Raw genomic sequence first — 19,360 nt, 5'->3', positions numbered from 1 at the left:
TATATAATATTTTTTTAAAAATTTACTTTTTCTTTTCTAAAGAAGCACTCCAGATGCTTAACAGAACTGCTCCGAATACCATGATTCCACCAATCCATGGTGTATGAATCAACCCGATTGTATCTACGACTAAACCGCCAATAAATGCTCCAATTGCAATACCTACGTTGAATGCTGCTATATTTAGCGCTGATGCAATATCTACAGCAGAAGGAACATACTTCTCAGCTAATTTCACAACATAAATTTGTAGACCAGGTACATTCATAAAAGCAAGTAAGCCTAAGAAGAAAATCGTTACAATCCCTACTATTTTAAACGGTGCCGTAAACGATAGAATGATGAGAACAATTGCTTGAACAGCAAACATCCATGTTAGTGCTTTTAAAGGATTTTTATTTGCCGCTTTTCCACCAATCGTATTACCAAGTGCTACTGCAATTCCATAAACAAGTAAGATCATACTTACAGAGTTTGGAGCAAAGCCGGTGATTTTTTCAAGGATTGGTGACAAGTATGTGAATGCTACAAATGTACCTCCATATCCTAATGCTGTAATAGCAAATGCTAAAAGTAATGGTCCATTTTTTAAAACTTTCAGGTTATCACTTAATTTTGAAGCTGGCGGTTGTTTAATTGTTTTCGGAACTAAAATTGCAATTGCAATAATTGCAATCACACCTAATAATGCCACAGCTCCAAAAGTAGATCTCCAACCAAAATGCTGACCAATAAATGTGCCTAATGGAACTCCTGTTACAGTTGCAACAGTTAAGCCCGTAAACATGAATGCAATCGCACTTGCACGTTTGTTTTCAGGAACTACATCCGCTGCAATTGTTGAACCGATCGAAAAGAACACCCCATGTGAAAATGAAGTAATGATTCGAGCAACTAACAATAGGCCAAAACTAGTCGAAAAGGCAGCAACGCTATTACCTACTATAAAAATAATCATTAAAAGCATTAATAACGTTTTTCGGCCAATCTTATTTGTTAATGCCGTTAAAATTGGTGCTCCAAAAGCAACACCCATCGCATATCCAGAAATTAATAATCCTGCTAATGTAATTGATATTTTCAAATCACCAGCTAGAGTTGATAATAAACCAACGGGAACAAATTCAGTTGTTCCGATACCAAATGCACTAATGGCAAGAGCCATTAACGCGGGAGTGCCACTTTTTTTCTCTTGCACTTTAATCGAAGCAGCAGTCGAACTCATAAAATTCCTCCTTGTTATTTTTATTGTGAGTTTTATTATTAGTTTGAATACAAAGTGACATGGCGCCTGAATAAAGTCTCATTGTCATTCAAAACATAATTGAAAAGAAATAATAAATGATTAACGTCTTCCTTTATACATTTAAGTAACAATGGAAGAAATACTTTTCGTAAATGTGTGTTAATCAATTAACTATTGTCATTATGAGCGATAGGATTAAGTAAAAGAAGTATGTACTTTGAAGTGATATAGTTACTTTTTAGTAACATTTAAGCGAATAAAGGTTTAAAACAGAGAAAAATTTACAAAAAAGTTTTTTACCGAACTAGAAACTACACAGTTTGCATAGAGAATGTTATGATATTTGAATCATTAAAAATATGTTTCGTAGTTTTGATAAAAATGAAAGAAGGAGAGGAGAAAATGAAAAAATACAATATTCCAGTTGAAGCTTCATTAGATGTAATCGGTGGTAAATGGAAGGTTGTGATTCTTTGTCATTTGACAAAAGGTACAAAAAGAACTTCTCAATTAAAAAAATTAATGCCGAACATTACTCAAAAAATGTTAACTCAGCAGCTAAAGGAATTGCAGGAAGACAATATCGTTCACCGAAAAGTATTTAATCAGGTTCCGCCAAAAGTGGAATATTCCTTAACGGATTACGGATGGTCTTTAAAAGAAGTATTAGACTTACTATGCTCTTGGGGAGAAAACCACATTGAACATATGTATCCAGACAAAAGTGAAGTACTTCTTCCACCAGTTGAGGATGAAGTAACCCTTTAAATAAAAAACTCCTTTTTCTTTTAAGAAAGGAGTTTTTTTCTGCAATCTATTGAAAATCTACTTTTATTTTTTGTGCTTTCGCAATTACTTTATGTTGATCATCTAATACATCACTAGTTGTTACCTCAATCCATTTCAAGCTAGGATCAGTATGATCGACTATAAATCCCATTGCTCCTTGCTTTGAACTATTAGGATTGATTTCCCCACCTAAATATTCAATATAGAAGTCATCTTTGAATTCCTTTACTTCATTATTACTTGTCATTAAATGGGCAACTGGACCAAAGTTTAATTGTTTATTCGCGTGATTAATGATTTCTACCTCAACCTTAACGAATCGAAAACTTTCATAGCTTTCTGTATAATAATGAAAATAATCCATTAAAGAATAGGTCGGTAAATTTTTAATCAACTTAATCTGTTTAATTTTCATTTTGATTGGCCCAATTGTGTAAGACTTATTTAATTTAGCAATGCCTTCTAAAGTAACTTCACCTTTTTCATCTTTCAGTGTTTGACCTTTAAGAAGTAAATTCGTATCATCTGAAACCTGTGGATTTGGCACATATACATCGTTTAATGACTTTGCTCGGCTTTTGGAGATTGTAGAGACATTTTTTATATTCTCTGCTGAAGCAGTTGTTTTCTCCTTCTGAACTAAGCTACATCCTGAAAGCATTAAAGAAAGTAAAATAAATGGAATCAATTTTTTCATAAAAATCCCCTTTCATCCTTAAATCCCGTTAAATGAGTCATTTAACGGGATCTGATTTTTTACTTATTTACCATTCTTTAAAATACTAAAGATGTTTTTTGCTTGGTCAGTATTATCAATTTTCCCTGCAAATAGTTGGCTACCAGGGCCATAAGCATAAACATTTACGTCTTCACCTGTGTGACCACCTGTAGTCCAACCAGTTACTGAACGGTTATCAAAAATTGTTTCGATTGCATTATCAATCTCTAACATATTTTTTGACTCTGCCGCTTTTTTTACAGATTGAATTTCTTCAGGCTTCAATTCTAAGTTAATGTTCGATTTTAATGTTTTTTCTACATCTGCGCCTTTACTAATTTGTTCTGCCATGAAATCAGGAGTACGTTTAGCTGCAGCAATCGGTGCGCCGTACCAATTGTAATCACCTTTTGCCCCAATAGAATATCCGCCTGTTGAATGGTCTGCTGTTGCAACGACTAATGTATGCTTGTCCTTTTTAGCAAATTCAATTGCAGCTTTAAACGCTTTTTCAAAGTCTTCCATTTCACTCATTGCTGCAACGATATCGTTATCATGTCCAGCCCAATCAATTTGACTACCTTCTACCATTAAAAAGAATCCATCTTTATCTCTGCTTAATTTATCAATTGCTGTATTTGTCATATCGCTTAATGATGGCATTGAATCATCACGATCGATCATCTTTGGCATTCCACCAGGAGCAAATAAACCTAATACTTTATCGTTTTTATCTTTTTGCATTTGATTTTTATTCGTTACATAAGAGTATCCATCTTTTATAAATTGCTTTGTTAAATCACGATCTCCTCGTACAAAATTACTTAATCCGCCACCAAGCATGACATCTATTTTATGTCCACCTTTAATTAGTTCATCATAATAATCATCCGCAATAGCATTCATATTTTTACGACTTACATCATGAGCTCCATAAGACGCCGGTGTAGCATGGGTAATTTCTGAAGTAGCTACAAGCCCTGTTGCTTTTCCTTTTTCCTTTGCAGCCTCTAGTACTGTTTTTACTCTTGACCCATCATTATCTACACCTATTGCTGCATTATAGGTTTTAACCCCCGCTGACATAGCTGTTGCCGCTGCAGCAGAGTCAGTAATATTTTGCTTTGGATCCTCAGGATATGTCATTTGTTGGCCTACTAAATAATGATCGAATTCTGTTTGTTCAACTTCTTTTGTTTTTGGATCATCTTTTAAATAACGATAAGCAGTTGTGTATGAAACACCCATTCCATCACCAATTAAAAAGATCACATTTCTAATTTCATTCTTGTTTGTTTCCTTAGCTTGTACTGTATGATTTGCAAATGAACCAATAAACGAACCAAATGCCATTGTTGAAAGCACTGCCACTGGAATTAACTTTTTCTTAAGTTTGTTTCTGAACATAAAAAATCCCCCTAAAAATTAAAATTTCATTATATTTTACCTCTTAATTTTAATGAAATTTTATTAATTTACTTTGGAGGTTCTGTAAATAGAGTATTAAGAATTGTTTTTAATAAATTAATTTTCTTAATTAAAACTAACTACTACTTTTTGATAGGATTACAAATATGTACCGACTAGCTGCGTCTTCTTCACAAATACATCACATTTTTGAACTAAAATGTCTAATTGAATAGAGTGGTTAATTTAACAAAAATAATAATATTTCATAATTACAAGTTTTTACATTATATTAAATTAAGCACAAATTTTTACATAAGAAGGAGATTTATATGAAAAAAGGTTTATCAATCATTATTTTACTGCTATTTTTATTCCCAACTATGGCAAGTGCGCATACTAAGCTTGTTTCTTCTAATCCATCAAATGGGCAAATTATCACTGAACCAACTAAACAAATTACGCTTGAATTTGAAGAGGCTCTTGAGCAATTAGGTACAATCAAATTATATAAAACTGGGTCTGCTACAGCTGTTACAAATGTTTCTATTAAAGGTAATAAATTAATTGCTGATCTACCAAATGGTTTAGAAAATGGTGATTATAAGATTGAATGGAAAGTAGTAAGTGAAGATGGTCATCCAATAACAGGTCAAATTCCTTTCAAAGTGCAATTAAAGCAAGCTGAAACTAAAACAACTGACAAAGTAGTTAAAGATCAAACGCCAGCTAAAGAAAAACAAAAAGAGGCTACTCCTAAAAAAGAAAGATCCAAATATCTTATTCCATTAATTGCAATCGGGCTATTTGGAATCGCGTTAATGGTTGGTGGAGTTGTTCTTTGGAATAGAAAATGAGTTATATCGTTCCGATCACGGAGTTCATAACATATATCCTTTATTCGATATTAGCAGGAAAGTTTGTATTAGATTTTGTACCGTCAGATAAAAAACCAACAATCAGTATTTCGAAAGGTACTGTTTATTTGGTTATTATCGGTATATTATTCTTTTCACTATTTCCTGCTATTCGAATTATTACTTTTTTCCTAGATGATGTTCATCTTAAAACAGCTATATATTCTGTTTTCATAAAAACAGCTGTAGGTAATGCATGGATTTACTCGAGTATGTTTGCCATTATGCTTGTCATTAATATTTATAGCGATGGCAAAAGGTTTTTTAATTTCTTTTGGTTATTCATGATGATTTTAAGTATCGGTTATGCAGGTCATATAACCTCTATGAATTTTTGGACGGGTTTTATCTTTCAAAGTAGTCATTTTCTAATGGTTTCTATTTGGAGTGGAATTCTATTTAATATCACTTGGCTAGCTAAGGACACGAATAACTATGGTAGATTCTTGAAATGGTTTACACCTTTAGCCATCATATGTGTCGTTATTATTTTCATTAGTGGTGTAGTCTTAATGCTAGAAGTCGTCAAATTGAAAGACTATACGAATGCTTGGTTACTTCCTTATGGACAGATGTTAGTCTTGAAGCACATTAGCATTATTCCAATATTGTTTTTTGCTTTTTTCAATGGTGTACTAATGAGGAAGTCCGCTGAAGGCACTATGAGTAATATTCGTAGTTGGTTAAAAGTAGAGTATATTACCATCATAATTGTGTTCTTTTTTACAGCTATTATGGGTACTAAATCTCCACCGCATAATATTAATTTAACTTTGCAAAATGAGGGTCCGTCTAAATGGATTGAATGGATTATGGGGATTGATATTACTTTACCTATTAGAATAGCTTTTACTTTTACGGTAGAAGGAATGATGTTAATGAGTATGTCGATCATCTTCCTAGTGTTATTAGCCATCAGCTTTATGAAAAAGACAAAAATCATGCTACCAATTTTATTTAGTCTTTGCTTTGTGATTACAATGTATCTTGGTCTAATGTATAGCGTATCGGTTTAGAAAAAAAGATTGTACTATGTATTTAAGTACAATCTTTTTTACTTTATTATCTAGTTTTAACGTCCGTGTCTCCATTTAGTTGGCTTTCCTGATGAAGGACAGTTAGGGAATTTTTGTCCTGCTTGTAATTCAATATGTTCCCCGTCTTTATCAGTATAATAGCCCGAAATCTTTACTGTTTCACCTGTATCATGTGTATGTCCAAATTCTTGAGTATCCATCATAAACCTCCTTTTCAACTGAACTAGAATTACTTTTTCCTTCATCAAAGTTAATTATTCGATTACGACATCTTTTTTAGGATTTTTTGCTTATCTTTCTCGAATTTGTTTATCATGTACGATGTTTCTCCACTTTAAGTCCCCTCGCTCTAGACCATGAATTAAAATTTCTGCTGTACCCATGTTTGTTGCTAAAGGGATTGAGTAAACATCACATAAACGAATTAAAGCCAAAATATCTGGTTCATGCGGTTGCGCTGTAAGTGGATCGCGAAAGAAGATAACAATATCCATCAAATTCTTCGCGATTAAGGCACCGATTTCCTGATCTCCCCCAAGCGGTCCAGAATTAAATCGATGTATTTTTAAATTTGTATTTTCCATTATTTTTGTTCCAGTTGTTCCTGTTGAATATAATTCATGTTTAGATAAAATAGATTCATATGCCATTGCAAAATTTACTAATTCTTTTTTCTTTTGATCGTGTGCAATGAAAGCAATTTTCAACGTCAACATTCCTCTCTTTTCGGAAAAATGGATTTTAATTTCGGCAATTGTTCGTAAAAACAATCGGAAACGACTCCATTCAAATTTAACCTTTATATATTTTTTACTTCTTTGTATTGGTTATTCTACTCTTGCTTATGCCTTTTTACTATTATTTAGAAGTTGGAATCCGAATAGTAAACGTACTTCCTTTTCCCACTTCACTATTTACTTGAATAGTTCCATTATGAATTTCCACAATCCATTTTGCAATCGCCAAGCCTAAACCATGGCTACCGATTTGTCTAGATCTTGATTTATCAGATCGATAAAAACGATCAAATATTCGGGCATGGTCTTCCGGTTTAATCCCAATACCAGTATCTGTTACTTGGATACATAGTTCATTTTCTTTATCCGAAAGAACTAACTGGACCTCTCCTCCAATAGGTGTATACTTAATCCCATTATCTATTAATATATATAAGAGCTGTGATAACTTTTCAGAGTCTCCTTCAGCGACTACATTCTCTGGAGCAGTTAAGTTTAAATTAATTTGTTTGGATGCAGCTAACGGTTGCAGAGATACTATCGCCTTTTCTGCAATGGAACGAAATTCAAACTTCTCTAATTTAATTTCAACTTGATCCAAGTCTGAACGAGCTAAAGTTAATAATCCGCTGACTAAGTTTGTCATCCTTTTTACTTCGTCTTTCATATTAAATAAAAGCTTTCGAGAAAAATCATCTTTCTCAGTATCAATCGTCATTTCCATTGCATCAATCGACGATAATAAAACGCTTAATGGTGTTCTTAATTCATGAGAAGCATCTGCAACAAATTCGCGCTGTCGGTTAAATGATTTAAAGATAGGGATCATCGCTTTTTTTGACATTAAATAACTGATATATAGTGCAACTCCAGAAAATACGATTGTTAATCCAACCAGTATAATGACAACAAATTTGAATAAATGGTAAATATCCGATATATCTTTTCCAACATAGATTGTACCGATGATATTTCCCTTATAAAATAGTGGTTTACCTGAAACCATCAAACTAATCTCTTTTCGATTTGAAGGAACATGTATTTCATGATCATGGAATTTTCTCATGTCCTTTTTTTCAAACTCTTCATGTTCTAATTTAATTTTTAATTTTCGGGTTTCTTTTCCTTTAGGAATCCATTCTTTTATTTGTCCAAACAGCCTAGACCTTAATTGTGGGATTTCCTCCTGTCCCATTATTAATTCGCCATTTGGATTAACTACATAATAAAAAAATTGATCGACACCTGCTAAAACTACTTCTTGGTTATCGTCTTGGAGGTTTCCTTGTTGATTTTGAATCATATAGTTTTCGATAATCTTTGCTTCTTGAGTAGCCAATGATTCCACTGTACGTCTTTGATCATTCATTATGACTACATATAACACTGCAAAGACTATGATGATGAATATAATTAGAAAAAGCATAACAAGTCCGCTATATAGTATTGTTAGGCGATTTTGCGTACGCTTAAAAACATCTCTTCCTCCGCGATTACGAAAATCACGTAAAGAAGAAATAAGATTAGTTATCAAATTTATATCCTACCCCTCTAATGCTTTGTAGCAAATCTTGTTTACCAAGCAAATCTAGTTTCTTTCGAAGAAGTTTAACAGTGGCATCAATCGTTTTCATTGCAACATCTGAATCAAAACCCCATACACGCTCCAAAATAATTTCACGAGGTAATACTTGACCTTTATTTTGTATTAAAAAATCAACTAATTGAAATTCGCGAGGGCTTAATTGTATTTCAGTGTCTCCACCTCTGATTGATTGACTTGTACGATTTAGAATCATATCACTAATAAGAATTTCTTCCTCTAATATAGGAGCATAATTACGCCTAGAAAGTGCTCTTAATCGAGCTAGTAACTCATCAATTTCAAAAGGTTTAACTAAATAATCATCAGCTCCTGAGTCCAGTCCTACAATGCGGTCTTCTAGGGCGTCTTTTGCTGTAAGGATTAAAATCGCTCCTGAATATCCTTCTTTGCGTAACCTATGACAAACTTCTATTCCTGTTCCACCTGGCATCATCCAATCTAATATTAATACATCATAATGGTTGTTCGTAGCGTAGTAGTAAGCTTCTTCTCCATCTGTAACCCATTCTACTTTATAACCTGCTTTTTTCTTTAACATATAACTTATTAGCTCACCAAGTTTCAAATCATCTTCAGCTACTAATATATTCATCATCAAAATTACTCCCTTGTTTTATATAAGTATCTCTATCTTTTTCGGTTGTCTTCTTCATCTTTTCCATTTTCAAATCAATTATAAAAAAAAGGAAGCACCCGCTAACTAATACGGTGCTCCCCGATATTTCTTTTAGATCATGACCTTACGCAGTTTCCACCGCCTGCTGTTTTAGCTTTTGTAGCTCTTCTTCTATTTCTTCACTCATTACGTTATCTTTATATCCATTAGATAGGTTATTATGATATGCAAATTTATTTTGAGCCTGTACTTCTGCTTCCATCATAAGTATTCGATCTTCTGCACGCGAGATTCCATTGGCGATTGTTTCTGAATTAAATGAAACAGATGTTTGTTGAATTTGTTTAATTGATTTTGCAATGTTTGCTCTAGAAACTAGTAACAGTCTCTTATGCAGATATTCATCATATTTACCTTTCAGTTCATCTAATTTTTCATAAAGGGACTGAGTTTGATTTTGTATTGTATTTAGTTGCTCTGTATATAGGCTTAGCTGCTTTTCATGAACAAGTTTTTCCTGTATTGCCAGTTTTGCAATGGAATCTTCTCCATTTTCAACAGCTAGCTTAGCTTGTCCACTTCTTTTGTTTACCAGCCCTTCTGTCTCTAAAATTAGTGCTTTTTGCTTATTCTCTAAATAGATTTGACGAGAGAGTGCTTCTTGACCTTTCAAAAGATCTTCTTCCATTTCTCTTATATATTGATTCAACATTGAGATTGGATCTTCTAAACCATCCAATGCTCCATTCACTTTAGCCAACGATATTGATTTCATTCTTTTAAAAATGCCCATTTTATTTATTCTCCTTTTTTGATAATAGATTTTTTTCCCATTTATCCAATAAATCTGCGTTTGTTCTGTTTATAGGTGTGTTAAAACTAGTTGTATCTAATGAAATTTGATTAACCTGGCTAGCTTGTCCCTTTTTAACTAATTTTTTAAAGATAAAAGTCACTACCGCAAATGCGATTAAAAGGAATAATACTAAACCAAACCAAGAAAAGTCATGAAAATGGTGTGGACCATGCATCATCTGATGTGATCTAAACTCGTTTCGACCGTCTCTATCCATGTACATTGAATGTTGATCAGCAAAACGTCTTTCATGAAAACCACCTAGTAATCTAAGAAAAAAATGTACCCCTAAAACAAAAACTGCTGTTATAGAGACCCATGTAAATATTCTCCTTACTCTTTTATTCATGTTATTTCCCTCCTCTCATTTCTTAATAAATTGAATTCTAATAGAGTATGGTGAAATTATGGTGAAAACGAAAAATTAGTTTTGCTTATTAAAAAAAGATAGGTAACAGATTTTTATCTGCTTTCCTATCTCTTTTTACGTAAATCTATTTATAGGCCTCAATTAATTAACCCGGTCCCTTCTCTCTTCTATTAAAGATCAACCTGATTTGGTTTTCTTATTACAACACGCTCATCAACTTCACTAACATGAAAGTCATCTTTTGTTGGAATGAAGTTTTCATCGTACATTTTTTTCATCATTTTTCACTCCTGCTTAGTATTTAAATGCGAATTTTCCCATATTCTTATGATGGATTGATTGATCTAGGTTTATTCTTAGTTTTGTTAAATTTTTGTTTTTTATAAAACACCAGAAGTTTACCTTGTATGTATTTATTATCATGTTCAAATAAAAAAAGGACTAATGGTTATCACCACTAGTCCCCTGTATTTTAAATTGAAAGTTATTTAATAGGTTTTCTTATTACAACACGCTCATCAACTTCACTAACGTGAAAATCGTCTTTTGTAGGGATAATATTTTCATCGTTAAATTTGGTCATCATTTTACACTCCCTGCTCAGTTTTTATTTTCAAATCTGTTTTTTAATAAACTTTAAGATTACTAATTTGATTATTCAACAGTAACTGATTTTGCAAGATTACGTGGTTTATCAACATCACAACCACGATGTAAAGCAGCATAGTAAGAAATTAATTGTAATGGTACGACTGAAAGGATTGGAGATAATTCTTCTTGTACTCTTGGTAAAATGAAGCGATCGCCTTCCATATTTAATCCTTCCATAGAAATGATACAAGGGTTAGCACCACGAGCAACAACCTCTTTTACATTTCCACGAATGTTTAAGTTTACTGATTCTTGTGTTGCTAATGCGAAGATTGGAGTCCCTTCTTCGATTAGAGCAATTGTACCGTGTTTTAACTCTCCACCAGCAAATCCTTCTGCTTGGATGTAAGAAATTTCTTTTAGTTTTAATGCGCCTTCTAAGCAAACGAAGTAATCTACGTTACGACCGATGAAGAATGCATTACGAGTTGTAGCTAAATATTCTGTAGCAATTTTTTCAAACTCTTCTTTTTGGTTTGTAATTGATTCCATTGCATTTGCTACAATTCCAAGTTCTTTAACTAGGTTAAAGTTAACTGTTTTTCCTTTTTCTTTTGCAAGAGCATTTGCAACAATTGCAAGTACTGCTAATTGTGCAGTGTAAGCTTTCGTTGATGCAACAGCGATTTCAGGACCTGCGTGTAAAGGAAGAGTGAAATCAGCCTCACGTGATAATGTTGATCCTGGAACGTTTGTAAGTGTAATTGCTTTATGACCTAATTTATTTGTTTGTACTAAACATGCTCTACTATCAGCAGTTTCACCGCTTTGTGAAATATAAATGAATAATGGTTTTTCTGAAAGCAGTGGCATATTGTAAGAGAATTCACTTGCAACATGTACTTCTACAGGTACTCCCGCCATTTTTTCAATAAATTGTTTTCCAACAAGACCAGCATGATAACTAGTTCCACAAGCAACAATATATAATCTGTCAGCTTCTGCTAAAGCCGCTTTAATTTCTGAGTCAATTACAAGCTCGCCGTTTTCATCTTGGTACTTTTGGATAATATTACGGATTACTAAAGGTTGCTCATCTGTTTCTTTTAACATGAAATGAGGATAAGTTCCTTTTTCGATATCGCTAGCATCAATTTCTGCAGTATATGGAGAACGTTCTTTAACATTTCCGTTTAGGTCCATTAATTGAACACGATCTTTAGTAAGTAAAATAACCTCTTTATCCATTAATTCAATAAATTGATCAGTAATTTGTAACATTGCCATCGCATCAGATGCAATAACATTAAACTCTTCACCAACACCAACTAGTAATGGACTTTTGTTTTTTGCTACATAAATTACATCATCGTTTTGTTTATCTAATAATGCAATTGCATATGAACCTTTCAGAAGCTTAAGTGTTTCTCTAAAAGCATCAAGCACAGATAAACCTTTTTTAATATGCAGTTCAACTAACTGAACAATTACTTCAGTATCTGTATCACTTGTAAATTCAATATCATTTAAATAATCGTTTTTTAATTGTACATCGTTCTCGATAACGCCATTATGAACAAGTGTAAAACGTTCAGTAGAGCTTTGGTGAGGATGCGCATTACGTTTACTTGGAGCACCATGCGTTGCCCATCTTGTATGACCAATTCCAACGTTTCCGTCCGTTTTTGTAGGGATTGATTTACGTAATACTGCAATTCTACCTTTTTCTTTATAAACTTCTACACCATTGTCAGTTAAAAGTGAAATCCCAGCAGAATCGTAACCACGATACTCTAATTTCTCTAAACCTTTTAATAAAATTTCTTTCGCATTATCATTTCCAATATATCCAACGATTCCACACATAATTAACTATTGCTTAGTAAGTCCTAAAACAAGACATACAAAATGTATAGGAATGGAACGCTGTTTTCCTAACCGTTTAACTATTTAATTTTCTATTCCCTCGTCATGTTTAATAATGGTAGAGGACTTACAAGCAATATCCACCTACCTTTCATATTCCGCTCATTAGCGAGTTCATTTTTTTGTTTTAAACGGTGTATCAGATTATTTACGTTTGTGCACACAGTCACCCATGTGTTTTACATAAATAATTTCGGTTGTGATACAGCAACCGGGAGTCATCCGCCGAAACTTCGATAAAACTCCACCTCGTCAACTACACATTCACGTCTAATGTAGTTCTGGCGCTTTTTTAATACTTTATTATTTCTATACTCCTTCCCTGTTAGGAAAACAATAAAACAACTATACTATACTGTATTAAAAATGGTCAACAAAAATATGTTGAAAAAAGTTATAGAATAGCTGTATATAACAAAAATATGCATAGACTTACACAAAAGTGCTCATCAATGCATATTTTTTTAATTTATATTATTCTCCAACTTCTTCTTTTACAACAGCAACAATACGTTCAACATATTGTTTACATTCTGCCTCAGAAGGAGCCTCAGCCATTACACGAATAAGTGGCTCAGTACCAGAAGGACGAACTAAAATGCGACCATTGCCGTTCATTTCTTCTTCTACCTCTGAAATGATTGCTTTAATGCGTTCGTTATTAAGTGCTTCATTTTTATCTGTAACACGAACATTAATTAATAATTGTGGATACTTTTTCATTTCTCCAGCTAATTGTGATAAAGTTTTACCTGTTTCTTTAACAATACTTACGAGCTGAATCGCACTTAACATACCATCACCAGTCGTAATATGATCTAAAAAGATGATGTGACCAGATTGCTCACCGCCAAGATTGAAGCCATTCTTTCTCATCTCTTCCATTACATAGCGATCTCCAACACCTGTAACTGCACTTTTCATCCCATTCGTTTCTACTGCTTTGTAGAAGCCTAAGTTACTCATAACAGTTGATACAATTGTGTTTTGTTTTAGACGACCTTTTTCATTTAAATATTTTGCACAAATATACATTATTTGGTCACCATCAACGATTTCACCATTTTCATCGATTGCAATTAGACGATCTCCATCACCATCGAATGATAAACCGATGTCAGCACCTTTTTCCTTTACAAGAACTGCTAAAGCTTCAGGATGTGTAGAACCTACACCATCGTTTATATTAAATCCATTAGGATTCGTTCCCATTGTAACAATATCTGCTTCTAAATCTGCGAATAAATATGGCGCTAATGAAGAAGTGGCACCGTGTGCACAATCTAGAGCAACTAATAGGCCAGAGAAATCTTCATCAATTGTGTTTTTAAGGAATTGTAGATATTTTTGACCACCTTCAAAATAATCACTAACTTGACATAAATCATTTCCAGTTGGTCTTGGTAGACGATCAACTTCTGCATCCATTAGCTCTTCAATTTCATCTTCTTGCTCATCCAACAATTTAAAACCGTCTGGACCAAAAAACTTAATCCCATTATCTGCAACAGGATTATGTGAAGCTGAAATCATAACACCCGCTTGTGCTCCAAGTGCTTTTGTTAAATAGGCAACACCTGGAGTAGAAATAACACCTAATCTCATAACTTCAGCACCAATTGATAATAAACCTGCAACTAGTGCTCCTTCAAGCATATGTCCTGATACACGTGTGTCACGCCCAACAATTATTTTTGGTTTGACATTGTTTTTAGTTAATACATAACCGCCACAGCGTCCAATTTTATATGCTAATTCAGGAGTTAACTCTTTATTTGCAACTCCTCGTACACCATCAGTACCAAAATATTTACCCATTTTAACTCTCCTTCTAATTCGATGACTGTCCTACATCGCCTGAATTCTCATTTTCATCAGTTTGAGCAGATTTTTTATCAGTAATTTCAATCGTTATTGTATCAAACTCTAAACTATATATAACTCCTTTAGGGCCGGTAATAGTAAGCGCTACATCTCTAGTTCCTGGATCTAGTCCACTAACTTTTGCTGTAATATTTAAATCGCTTGGATTAATCGCATCCAAGTCATCCTTAAATCCCTTGGCAGTAACTACTACTTTTCCTAATGGAGGCTTAGTAAACTTATATTCAAATTGATTATTTTCACCCACTAAATTAATAGGGATATTACTAAATTTCTTTTCCGTTTCTTGATCAAAATTAACGTCTACATTAATCGTGCTAGAGTCAACTCTAAATGCTCCATTTGGCGTAGGTACATTAACTTCATATGTACCACTTTGATTATATGAAGATATGTCAACTGGCACTTCTATAGGACCGTTAAACTTGTCCAACCAATCTTTAGACGCATAAATTCTTATTGCATCAACTTTACTAGCAAGACTACTTAGTTTTAAACCATCCTTAAGTGTTCCTGTTTGCACTAACTTAATCGGGAAGCTAGCACTTTCAGAAACAATAGGGACAGTTACTTCAACTTTTCTTGGACTTGTAGTGAACGGAAGTTGGACACCTTTTTTATTGTATAATCTAACAGGTAACACCTGACTAAATGTCTGATTCGCATCAGTAACATCCACACCAACAGTTGCATATGCCACTTGTGAAACTTCATCTCTTGATCCTACTATTGTCACTAAACCAGGTTTAACAATTGCATTTTCTGTCTTATAGCCATGTTTAATCCTTTTTTCATTTAGATAAACAACTTTAACTGAAACTGCTTTTTCAATTTTTTCATTAATTGTCACTCTAACTGTTCTTGGTTTAATAGTTGCCTTTATTTTATCTGAAATATTTCTAATTTTTAAAGGAACTTCATATGTACCTAAAGCATAAGAAGTTAGATCCAAATATACTTCAAAATCCTTCTTCATTTCAGCAGTTTTTACAATACTATTTGGTCCATCTAATTGCACTGAAACATTCTTTGGAATTCCAGTTACAATTAGATTACGTTGATCGTAAATAGGTGTCACTGGTACGTCTCGCACTAATTCTTTATTATTAACAAACGGTATGTCTCCTAATCCCGATGTACTTGATTGTGGAACTAGATTGACAGACATAAAAAGTAATAATGTTACTAGTAAAGCGATTCCTCTTAATATCCAACGATTATCCATAAAATTATCCATTACGTTTCACCTTCCAATTCCATTTAGATGTAGTGGACTCTTCTGGTGATTTTAGTTCAGTATTCAATAAGTTTATAAGCTCGTCTTTTGATAATTCTCTGTATAGGTTTCCATTCCTTGCTACTGAAACTGCACCTGTTTCCTCAGAAACTACTATCGTAATACTGTCAGTAACTTCACTGATACCGACTGCTGCTCGATGTCTCGTTCCTAATTCCTTTGAAATAAATGCACTCTCAGACAAAGGTAAATAACAGGCTGCTGCTGTTATCTTTTCACCTTGTATAATTACCGCTCCGTCATGTAGTGGTGTATTTGGTATAAAGATATTAATCAATAATTCTGATGATAAATTAGCATTCATACGAATACCGGACTCTATGTAGTCACCCATACCTGTTTGTCTCTCAAATGAAATAAGTGCACCTATTCTTCGTTTAGCCATGTATTCAGTGGCTTTTGCAATGTTCTCAACAATATCATTTCGGTCATTAATTCCACTACCTGTCGTTCTAGAGAAGAAACGGCCACGTCCAAGCTGTTCTAGTGCTCTCCTTAATTCTGGTTGAAAGATAATAATAACCGCCAAGAATCCCCATGTTAATGCTTGATCCATTAAAAATTGTAAAGTATGCAAGCCAAATAGGCTGCTTAATACTTTTACGACAATAATGATTGTTACACCTTTTAAGAGTTGGACTGCCTTCGTCCCCTGAATAATGATAATTAATCTATATATAACAAACCAGACTATTAGGATATCTAATCCATTCTGTAAATACTGTAAAAAATTTATATGTAAAGAAGGCATCTTTTACCCTCCAAATTCTATAGAATAAAACTGTATCTTGAGTATTATACCATATTTTTGCAATACACAAAATTTGTGAGTTATTAATTATATTAACAATACTTTAACGACTATTTTAGTTATATTAAACAAAATTACAGAATTATATATGTTAGTTATCTAAATTCGTAGAAGAATAACCAACAATAATTTCTTTCTTGAAGGACAGTCCCAAACGGTTTTTATAAAAACAAAAAAGCTAGCGAATGCTAGCTTCTTGTAGTTGAAAAACAACCTAGTCAATTAAATAGAAATTTTTCGTAAAGGGAGTAGAGTGATGTTGATTTCCACTACAGGATGCTCGCTTTCCATGGGGCGAGACCTGAGCCTCCTCGGCGAGCCTACGGGGTCTCAGGCTTCCCGCTTATCCCATAGGAGTCGAGCATCCTTTCGTTCCAATCAACTTATTCATAAAAAAAGTCTGCATTAAATACCTAATCAAATACCCTTTACTTAGTGTAATCTAACAGTTGTTTATAAATCAGTTTGTAGGTGGTCAATTAAGATCTAAGCATTGTAATCAATAGCCATAATTTGTTTGAACATTGACTACGCAACTTTAATCTCTCTTTAGTGAATTTTATTTAATAATTATAGTAACTTCTCACCTAATAATGAGCCTATTAATGCAACGGCAACGATTGCTGTTCTATTTCTTTCGTCTAAAATTGGATTAACTTCTACGAATTCAATTGAAGTAATGATATCAGCATCAGATAACATTTCCATTGCTAAGTGACCTTCTCTATAAGTGATTCCTCCAGGAACAGGTGTGCCCACTCCAGGAACGTGAATTGGATCTAAACCATCAAGATCTAATGACAAGTGTACACCGTCACACCCTTTTAAGTGGTCAATGCTTTCTTCCATTACTTTTGTCATTCCTAATTTATCAATTTCATGCATTGTATAAACTTTAATTCCTAATTCTTTAATAATTGCTCTTTCACCTTCATCAAGATCACGAGCACCAATAATGATCACGTTCTCTGGTTTTACTTTAGGGAAGTAACCACCTATTTTCGTTAATAAATCGTGGCCATGACCTAAAGAAACAGCTAATGACATACCATGAATATTACCAGAAGGAGATGTTTCAGCAGTATTTAAATCTCCATGTGCATCAAACCAAATTAATCCTAGATTATTATAATGTTTTGATACACCTGCTAATGTACCGATTGCAATACTATGATCACCGCCAAGTACTAGTGGCATTCTGTTTCTTTTAATAACTTCATCTACTTCAGCAGCAAGCTTTTCACATGTTTCTTTTACAGATTTTAAGTTCTTTAAATTATGTTCTGAATTATCTTCTTTAACAGGTGTACGTTCTACTAAAATATCGCCTAAGTCTTCTACTTGATAAGACATTCTTTCAATACGTTCGTGTAATTGTGCATATCTAATTGCACTTGGTCCCATATCTACTCCACGTCTAGTTTGTCCTAAATCTAGTGGTACTCCAATAATTGAAATATCTTTTAACATTTTTATTTCCCCCATCTATTGAATTCATAAAAGAAAACGCTTACTTGATTTTGAAAAAATATAATTTTTTGGCTGTTAAAGTTATTAATTATATTAATAGTTTAAATCTTTTGAAACAAATGGGTCAACTCGACATTTTTTTGTATACATATGCATTTTTAGCTTTTGAATTACTATATCATATGATTATATACAACAAAAAACCTTAGTCAAATGACTAAGGTTTAACTTTATGTATATTGGTGGAGCCTAGCGGGATCGAACCGCTGACCTCCTGCGTGCAAGGCAGGCGCTCTCCCAGCTGAGCTAAGGCCCCACTATTTATGTATATGCGAATGGAGCGGAAGACGGGGCTCGAACCCGCGACCCCAACCTTGGCAAGGTTGTATTCTACCACTGAACTACTTCCGCACATAAAAAAAAAGAGTGAGCCATGAAGGATTCGAACCTTCGACCCTCTGATTAAAAGTCAGATGCTCTACCTACTGAGCTAATGGCTCGTAATAAAATTACGATAAAATAAAAAAAATGGCTGGGCTACCTGGATTCGAACCAGGGCATGACGGAATCAAAATCCGTTGCCTTACCGCTTGGCTATAGCCCAACAATAAATGGTGGAGGGGGACGGATTCGAACCGCCGAACCCACAGGGAGCGGATTTACAGTCCGCCGCGTTTAGCCACTTCGCTACCCCTCCGGTATTTATTAAATTAGATGGTGGAGGATGACGGGCTCGAACCGCCGACCCCCTGCTTGTAAGGCAGGTGCTCTCCCAGCTGAGCTAATCCTCCGTAATATAAATGGTGACCCGTACGGGACTCGAACCCGTGTTACCGCCGTGAAAGGGCGGTGTCTTAACCGCTTGACCAACGGGCCAGTACAACTTTTCCTAAGCTTCCAACCGGGCTCGAACCGGTGACCTCTTCCTTACCATGGAAGTACTCTGCCTGCTGAGCTATGGAAGCATTAAGTTAAAAATGGCTCCGCAGGTAGGGTTCGAACCTACGACCACTCGGTTAACAGCCGAGTGCTCTACCACTGAGCTACTGCGGAATAAACTTAAAACCAAGCGACGTTCTACT

Annotated in this window: 17 protein-coding genes and 9 tRNA genes; 3 read left to right on the top strand and 23 right to left on the bottom strand. The window is 34.0% G+C overall.

Going from position 1 to position 19,360, the window contains the following annotated elements:
* Positions 1-22 precede the first annotated feature (22 nt).
* On the bottom strand, positions 23-1,225 hold the full coding sequence (locus COJ46_RS23375; RefSeq protein ID WP_097978516.1) for an MFS transporter: 1,203 nt from the start codon (positions 1,223-1,225) through the stop codon (positions 23-25).
* A 423-nt stretch (positions 1,226-1,648) separates the two neighbouring features.
* On the opposite strand from COJ46_RS23375, the gene COJ46_RS23370 reads away from it, so the two are divergent.
* A complete protein-coding gene (locus COJ46_RS23370; RefSeq protein WP_097978515.1) occupies positions 1,649-2,014 on the top strand; it encodes a winged helix-turn-helix transcriptional regulator in 366 nt (121 codons plus the stop codon).
* A 46-nt stretch (positions 2,015-2,060) separates the two neighbouring features.
* On the opposite strand, the gene COJ46_RS23365 is transcribed toward COJ46_RS23370, so the two are convergent.
* Complete coding sequence (locus COJ46_RS23365; protein ID WP_097978514.1) at positions 2,061-2,732, bottom strand: META domain-containing protein; 672 nt, start codon at positions 2,730-2,732, stop codon at positions 2,061-2,063.
* 63 nt (positions 2,733-2,795) lie between these two features.
* Positions 2,796-4,160, bottom strand: coding sequence for an alkaline phosphatase (locus COJ46_RS23360; protein ID WP_098566389.1), 1,365 nt, complete (start codon positions 4,158-4,160; stop codon positions 2,796-2,798).
* 332 nt (positions 4,161-4,492) lie between these two features.
* Here COJ46_RS23360 and COJ46_RS23355 point away from each other — a divergent pair, with 332 nt between their 5' ends.
* Complete coding sequence (locus tag COJ46_RS23355; protein WP_098566388.1) at positions 4,493-5,017, top strand: copper resistance CopC family protein; 525 nt, start codon at positions 4,493-4,495, stop codon at positions 5,015-5,017.
* Positions 5,014-6,093 carry a copper resistance D family protein gene (locus COJ46_RS23350; protein WP_098566387.1) on the top strand — a complete coding sequence of 360 codons (1,080 nt, stop codon included), beginning with the start codon at positions 5,014-5,016 and terminating at the stop codon, positions 6,091-6,093. The genes COJ46_RS23355 and COJ46_RS23350 overlap by 4 nt, the downstream gene beginning before the upstream one ends.
* Before the next feature lie 56 nt (positions 6,094-6,149).
* Here COJ46_RS23350 and COJ46_RS24730 read toward each other — a convergent pair whose 3' ends face one another.
* The 20 genes from COJ46_RS24730 to COJ46_RS23255 form a co-directional block, all read right to left on the bottom strand.
* Positions 6,150-6,314, bottom strand: coding sequence for a hypothetical protein (locus tag COJ46_RS24730; protein WP_176522648.1), 165 nt, complete (start codon positions 6,312-6,314; stop codon positions 6,150-6,152).
* Between the two features lie 90 nt (positions 6,315-6,404).
* On the bottom strand, positions 6,405-6,821 hold the full coding sequence (mgsA, locus tag COJ46_RS23345; protein ID WP_097978524.1) for a methylglyoxal synthase: 417 nt from the start codon (positions 6,819-6,821) through the stop codon (positions 6,405-6,407).
* A gap of 151 nt (positions 6,822-6,972) precedes the next feature.
* On the bottom strand, positions 6,973-8,385 hold the full coding sequence (locus tag COJ46_RS23340) for a sensor histidine kinase (RefSeq protein WP_286145540.1): 1,413 nt from the start codon (positions 8,383-8,385) through the stop codon (positions 6,973-6,975).
* The gene (locus COJ46_RS23335; RefSeq protein WP_097978522.1) at positions 8,375-9,049 is read right to left on the bottom strand and encodes a response regulator transcription factor; all 675 of its coding nucleotides are present in this window, start codon (positions 9,047-9,049) and stop codon (positions 8,375-8,377) included. The genes COJ46_RS23340 and COJ46_RS23335 overlap by 11 nt, the downstream gene beginning before the upstream one ends.
* 148 nt (positions 9,050-9,197) lie before the next feature.
* On the bottom strand, positions 9,198-9,866 hold the full coding sequence (locus COJ46_RS23330) for a PspA/IM30 family protein (RefSeq protein WP_097978510.1): 669 nt from the start codon (positions 9,864-9,866) through the stop codon (positions 9,198-9,200).
* 1 nt (position 9,867) lies between these two features.
* Positions 9,868-10,278: a hypothetical protein gene (locus COJ46_RS23325; protein WP_098566386.1), complete on the bottom strand. Its 411-nt coding sequence runs from the start codon at positions 10,276-10,278 to the stop codon at positions 9,868-9,870.
* A 675-nt stretch (positions 10,279-10,953) separates the two neighbouring features.
* A complete protein-coding gene (gene glmS / locus COJ46_RS23320; RefSeq protein WP_097978508.1) occupies positions 10,954-12,756 on the bottom strand; it encodes a glutamine--fructose-6-phosphate transaminase (isomerizing) in 1,803 nt (600 codons plus the stop codon).
* Between the two features lie 534 nt (positions 12,757-13,290).
* A complete protein-coding gene (gene glmM, locus COJ46_RS23315; RefSeq protein ID WP_097978507.1) occupies positions 13,291-14,634 on the bottom strand; it encodes a phosphoglucosamine mutase in 1,344 nt (447 codons plus the stop codon).
* A gap of 13 nt (positions 14,635-14,647) precedes the next feature.
* Positions 14,648-15,937, bottom strand: a complete 1,290-nt coding sequence (locus COJ46_RS23310; protein ID WP_097978506.1) for a CdaR family protein — start codon at positions 15,935-15,937, stop codon at positions 14,648-14,650.
* The gene (gene cdaA, locus COJ46_RS23305) at positions 15,930-16,748 is read right to left on the bottom strand and encodes a diadenylate cyclase CdaA (RefSeq protein WP_097978505.1); all 819 of its coding nucleotides are present in this window, start codon (positions 16,746-16,748) and stop codon (positions 15,930-15,932) included. The genes COJ46_RS23310 and cdaA overlap by 8 nt, the downstream gene beginning before the upstream one ends.
* A 630-nt stretch (positions 16,749-17,378) precedes the next feature.
* Positions 17,379-18,278: an arginase gene (gene rocF / locus COJ46_RS23300; protein WP_088014518.1), complete on the bottom strand. Its 900-nt coding sequence runs from the start codon at positions 18,276-18,278 to the stop codon at positions 17,379-17,381.
* A gap of 240 nt (positions 18,279-18,518) precedes the next feature.
* Positions 18,519-18,594 (bottom strand) — tRNA-Ala (locus COJ46_RS23295).
* 20 nt (positions 18,595-18,614) lie between these two features.
* Positions 18,615-18,689, bottom strand: a tRNA-Gly gene (locus COJ46_RS23290).
* Positions 18,690-18,705: 16 nt separating this feature from the next.
* A tRNA-Lys gene (locus COJ46_RS23285) sits at positions 18,706-18,778 on the bottom strand.
* Between the two features lie 29 nt (positions 18,779-18,807).
* Positions 18,808-18,882: transfer RNA gene (locus tag COJ46_RS23280), tRNA-Gln, on the bottom strand.
* An 8-nt stretch (positions 18,883-18,890) separates the two neighbouring features.
* A tRNA-Tyr gene (locus COJ46_RS23275) sits at positions 18,891-18,975 on the bottom strand.
* A gap of 18 nt (positions 18,976-18,993) precedes the next feature.
* Positions 18,994-19,069: transfer RNA gene (locus COJ46_RS23270), tRNA-Val, on the bottom strand.
* A gap of 10 nt (positions 19,070-19,079) precedes the next feature.
* A tRNA-Glu gene (locus tag COJ46_RS23265) sits at positions 19,080-19,154 on the bottom strand.
* Between the two features lie 16 nt (positions 19,155-19,170).
* Positions 19,171-19,243, bottom strand: a tRNA-Thr gene (locus COJ46_RS23260).
* A gap of 13 nt (positions 19,244-19,256) precedes the next feature.
* Positions 19,257-19,331: transfer RNA gene (locus tag COJ46_RS23255), tRNA-Asn, on the bottom strand.
* Positions 19,332-19,360 lie beyond the last annotated feature (29 nt).

It is taken from the genome of Bacillus sp. AFS077874, from assembly GCF_002566505.1.
Taxonomy (GTDB): Bacteria; Bacillota; Bacilli; order Bacillales; family Bacillaceae_G; genus Gottfriedia.
The sequence above is the reverse complement of the archived record's forward strand: the minus strand, read 5'-3'. Positions and strand labels throughout refer to the sequence as shown.

Coding starts and splice junctions, on each gene's coding strand:
- COJ46_RS23375 (WP_097978516.1), bottom strand. CDS start 1,225: ATGAGTTCGACTGCTGCTTCGATTAAAGTGCAAGAGAAAAAAAGTGGC.
- COJ46_RS23370 (WP_097978515.1), top strand. CDS start 1,649: ATGAAAAAATACAATATTCCAGTTGAAGCTTCATTAGATGTAATCGGT.
- COJ46_RS23365 (WP_097978514.1), bottom strand. CDS start 2,732: ATGAAAAAATTGATTCCATTTATTTTACTTTCTTTAATGCTTTCAGGA.
- COJ46_RS23360 (WP_098566389.1), bottom strand. CDS start 4,160: ATGTTCAGAAACAAACTTAAGAAAAAGTTAATTCCAGTGGCAGTGCTT.
- COJ46_RS23355 (WP_098566388.1), top strand. CDS start 4,493: ATGAAAAAAGGTTTATCAATCATTATTTTACTGCTATTTTTATTCCCA.
- COJ46_RS23350 (WP_098566387.1), top strand. CDS start 5,014: ATGAGTTATATCGTTCCGATCACGGAGTTCATAACATATATCCTTTAT.
- COJ46_RS24730 (WP_176522648.1), bottom strand. CDS start 6,314: ATGGATACTCAAGAATTTGGACATACACATGATACAGGTGAAACAGTA.
- COJ46_RS23335 (WP_097978522.1), bottom strand. CDS start 9,049: ATGAATATATTAGTAGCTGAAGATGATTTGAAACTTGGTGAGCTAATA.
- COJ46_RS23330 (WP_097978510.1), bottom strand. CDS start 9,866: ATGGGCATTTTTAAAAGAATGAAATCAATATCGTTGGCTAAAGTGAAT.
- COJ46_RS23325 (WP_098566386.1), bottom strand. CDS start 10,278: ATGAATAAAAGAGTAAGGAGAATATTTACATGGGTCTCTATAACAGCA.
- glmS (WP_097978508.1), bottom strand. CDS start 12,756: ATGTGTGGAATCGTTGGATATATTGGAAATGATAATGCGAAAGAAATT.
- glmM (WP_097978507.1), bottom strand. CDS start 14,634: ATGGGTAAATATTTTGGTACTGATGGTGTACGAGGAGTTGCAAATAAA.
- COJ46_RS23310 (WP_097978506.1), bottom strand. CDS start 15,937: ATGGATAATTTTATGGATAATCGTTGGATATTAAGAGGAATCGCTTTA.
- cdaA (WP_097978505.1), bottom strand. CDS start 16,748: ATGCCTTCTTTACATATAAATTTTTTACAGTATTTACAGAATGGATTA.
- rocF (WP_088014518.1), bottom strand. CDS start 18,278: ATGTTAAAAGATATTTCAATTATTGGAGTACCACTAGATTTAGGACAA.